This is a genomic window from uncultured Roseibium sp., from assembly GCF_947499295.1.
Classification (GTDB): Bacteria; Pseudomonadota; Alphaproteobacteria; order Rhizobiales; family Stappiaceae; genus Roseibium.
The window spans coordinates 1-3,967 of record NZ_CANMNP010000065.1 but is presented as its reverse complement, the minus strand read 5'-3'; the positions used below and the strand labels follow the sequence as shown (position 1 = coordinate 3,967).

Below are 3,967 nucleotides of genomic sequence, written 5' to 3'. Positions count from 1 at the left end.
AAATTGGCGGCATGAAAACCAACCCGGATACACCTTAAATCAGCCGTCAACTTGTCCAGAAAATCGGGACCAATTCACACAAAACTTCTTAAGCAACTGAACGCCGAGCAGATAGGCGACCAATCGGATTAATGCAACAACGCCCCTCCATGCCGGATGCCACCTGGGCAGAAATCAGGTCGCCCCCCAGACTCGTCCCGGGCTAACGAGTTCCGCCCGGTATCGACATCATCTTGCACTTTTTGACACGTCATCAGCGGTTCGCTTGCGCTCGTCTCTCTAAACCTCACCTAACGGACTAGAGCCCGCCTTTTCTGCAACGCTCACCACCACGGCTTTTTACCGTCGCAGCTTGCAGTGGTTTGAAACCTACCCCTGACCGTCGGCTTCGAGGGGTCAAACCCTCATTTTCCGTGCAGCTCGGCCCCAACATTGCTGTGGGTGCCGAGCGGCACACTCTCATCAAGATGCCACTTGGTGTTGGGCTTTGGCCGGTCCCGGCAAATGCAGCGCGCGAAATGCCGGCCAAACCGATTCACCCAGTTGCGGATCGTTTCCCGTCTGACGAAAATACCCCGCTCTAAAAGGAGATCTTCAACATCTGCCGTACTCAACGCAAACCGGTGATACGCCCAGACGGCGTAGGAAATGATCGAATTGGGAAAACGAAAGATCTTGAGACGCGGAAAATCGGAACTCTGAAACATCACTGCTATCTACCAGCGCTGAGCCCCATCAACAACTTGGCAATCTCATGTCAACTGTCCCAGATTGCGCCGTAGGCCGGGATGCCGAGCGATTCCATGTCGTGAACGACCCTGCGGGTGAGTTTCTGGTTCGAGATCACGATGACCGCTTCTGCACCGCTTTCGCGCACTGCCTGAAAGGCCAGGGCCGACAGATCCGGCTTGCCATGCGCGTCGGTATCCCAGATCAGGGGCTTTTCCGTGTGTGCCTCGACTTCATCGATCAGGTCGTCGCCATAGGTCTTGCGCGGCGCACGCGTCGACCAGATGAGCCTGTTCGGAACCTTTCCTTTCAAGAGGTGCGGCAGGATCGGACCGATCCCGGACCCAGTGCCCACGTAAACCACCTTCGTGAAGAGGTCCTCAATACGGGCAACTCCACTAGTCGTAATGCCCTTGATCCATACCTTCTTCGGCGGATTGTCGATGAAGGTTCCTGTCCAGTCTCCTGCACGGGAAATGGCAAGCCGGTAGCCCGGCTCGTTCGGCGCGGGGATGTTTGCGAACGAGTGGTACTCGCCGAACGGCGTCTGGCTGATCGCGTTGGAACTGCCGGCAAATGGCGTGTCGCCGTAGTTGAAACGGGCAAGCACGACGTGGCTGGACGGCTTGACGATTTCCACATTAACCCGCTTTAACGTCAGCCAGGGGGAGGCAATGGACAGGGTGATGAGACACAGCATCCAAAATGCCGCCGTGCTTGTCAGAGCGCCCCCCATGTCGGCGGATATGGAGACCGTCTGCGCCCAGAAGAGGGCCAGCACCGTCCAGCCGACAAAGCGGTGGATCTTTTCAAAGGCATTGTGAAACCGCGCCCGGAACCTGCTCAGGGCAGTACCGATCATGAGGCTCATCAGCGCCACCATCAATGCGCTCAAACCAAGCGTTATATCGGAGATCTGCAATGAACCGGACAGGCGATCCGCCACCATGGCGTAAAGCAGAAACGCGAACCAGAGAGTTCCGGCAACCGTGCCGCCGTAGTGAAGACCGCCGAAATGAAACACCTTTCCGGCTCCCCATCTGATCCATAGCGGCCAGGAAACAGGAATGCGCGTTGCCAGCCAGAAAAGGGCATTGATGACCCTTTGCTGGCGGATGAGTATGCCGAGCGACAGATTGATCAACGCCATGTCGGCGATCGCATCCAACCGAAAGGCCTGTCCATCGAACCATTGACCACTCGGGATACCGGCAGCAAGGACTGCGAGATTGGTCATCGCAACCAGAACATAAAGCCGTCGATACTCCATCAGGGCCGGGTTGCGGGTCATGCGCCGCCAGTTAGGCGCAGCGTAATTGAGGTCTGTTGTCTGTGTCGCCATCAGTTCAACTCCACGCCTTCCGTTACGATATGGTTTTCGGCGAGCTTGTGAAGCTGGCGTTTGTCCAGTTTACCGCGAGGTGTACGCGGCAATTCAGGCAAAGGAAGTACGATCGTCGGCATGCAGTAGTAGGGAAGGCGATCGCTGACCTGCTGTCTTGCTTTTTTAGGACATGCATTTGCGGGTGAAATGAAACTAACCAGGTTGCGGTCATCGAGTTTCAGGGTGACCGCACGAAGGCAGCAGTCGGCGCTTTCAAGCGCGCTGGAAACGCCATCGAGTTCGATGCGGAACCCGCGGATCTTCACCAGGTCGTCGGTTCGACCGAAGTGTTCCAGCTCGCCATCCTCTGTCCAGCGGCCGAGATCGCGTGTGCGGAACATCATGTGACCCGGCCGGAAAGGATCAGGACGATAGCGTTCATCGGTCAGTTTTTGATTGGCGAGGTAACCGGCTGTCACGCAGTCGCCGCCGGCCCACATTTCCCCCTTTTCACCTATCGGCAGTGGAAGCAGGTCCTCGTCCAGAACATAGACCGTGTTATTTGGCGTCGGCGGGCCGATGGAGAGGATTTTCTTCTCCGGAAGGTGCGGTTCGGCGGTGTTGATGATCGTCGTCTCCGTCGGCCCGCAGGAATTATAGAAGGTGCAGAAGGTTGACCAGGTGTCGGCGAGCGAGCGCGGGCAGGGCTCGCCTGCGACCGCAGCGGCTTTGACTTGCCCGCAGCGGCTGTGATCCAGGGAAGAAAGGATCGAGGGCGTTGCAATCAGAACGTCGACCATCTCAGCTGTTTCCTGAATGGACTTGCCGCGAATGACCAGGGTAGCTCCGTTGGACAGTGCCCCGAGAATTTCCCAGGCTGCCATGTCGAAGGCGATGGAAAGGATCTGCCCGACCTTGAGACCCGGCCGCATTCCAAGGTCGCCAGGAAAGGTCAGGAGGATGTTTGCAAGATTTCGGTGAGTGACCTGGACGCCATTGGGGACGCCTGTCGTGCCCGAAGTGAACAGGATCATCGCCAGATCGTTCGGTTCGGACCGATGAGAAAGTAGTTCAGGAGTGCCTGAGGACAGTGTCTCGTCTTTCATTACGCTGTCGACTGCTATCAGGACCTGGTGAGTTTCCACCGGAACGTCACCTGCCAACTCGCTTAGTGTCAGAAGAACCTTGGCACCTGTCACATTTGCAATGTGGCGGAGACCCTTTTCCGGTGCGACACCAACATGCTGTGGAACATAGGCCGCGCCAAGTTTCAAAACGGCAACAATGCCGACCACCATTTCCAGAGAACGCCGAAGGTAGAGGCAGACTGCGTCACCATGTTTGACACCCTGACGCTTCAGCAGGCCCGCCAGTCTGTTCGATGCTTCATCGAGTTGCCGGTAGCTTAGTGCTTCACCGCCGCATTCAACGGCGGGCGCATCCGGTTGCGTGCGCATCCAGTGGCGGACAGCGGCAGTGATTGTCGCGTGCCTCGGGCGAACCGATGCACCCCAGCCGAAGGCACTAAACTTGTACCGATCTTCAACCGAGAGGCAGACAAGAGAGTCAGCGTTTAATTGCGGAGCGACAAGGTCAACCACTTGTGACCCTTTTAACGCGTGAAGTGAAAATTCCGGCATAGCACCCTCCATACTCAACGATGCGGCAACATTAACAATGGGAAATATACCCATTTTATGTCGCGATATTTAAATTCCCCGTACGAAAATGTTGAACACCGAAATGCAGGAACTTCTGGAAAGAGTGCTACATATCTAATTGTGAACAACCGTATGGATGGGATTGGCAGGTTGTTGACGTGGTTCAGCGATGTTAGCCCTAAGAATTCATAGTGGTTGGTGGATTTGGTACAAGCTTCTGAAATAACGTAGGATTTGGTCGCTTAATCCGATC

General features: G+C 56.0%; 2 protein-coding genes and 1 pseudogene. All 3 read right to left on the bottom strand.

Annotation, left to right across the window (positions count from 1 at the left end):
• Positions 1 to 452: 452 nt before the first annotated feature.
• Positions 453 to 707, bottom strand: a pseudogene (locus Q0835_RS29430) (IS6 family transposase); the annotation flags it as partial.
• Positions 708 to 757: 50 nt separating this feature from the next.
• Complete coding sequence (locus Q0835_RS29425) at positions 758 to 2,071, bottom strand: hypothetical protein (protein WP_298966966.1); 1,314 nt, start codon at positions 2,069 to 2,071, stop codon at positions 758 to 760.
• The gene (locus Q0835_RS29420; RefSeq protein ID WP_298966963.1) at positions 2,071 to 3,693 is read right to left on the bottom strand and encodes an amino acid adenylation domain-containing protein; all 1,623 of its coding nucleotides are present in this window, start codon (positions 3,691 to 3,693) and stop codon (positions 2,071 to 2,073) included. Before Q0835_RS29420 ends, Q0835_RS29425 begins: the two co-directional genes overlap by 1 nt.
• Between the last annotated feature and the right edge of the window lie 274 nt (positions 3,694 to 3,967).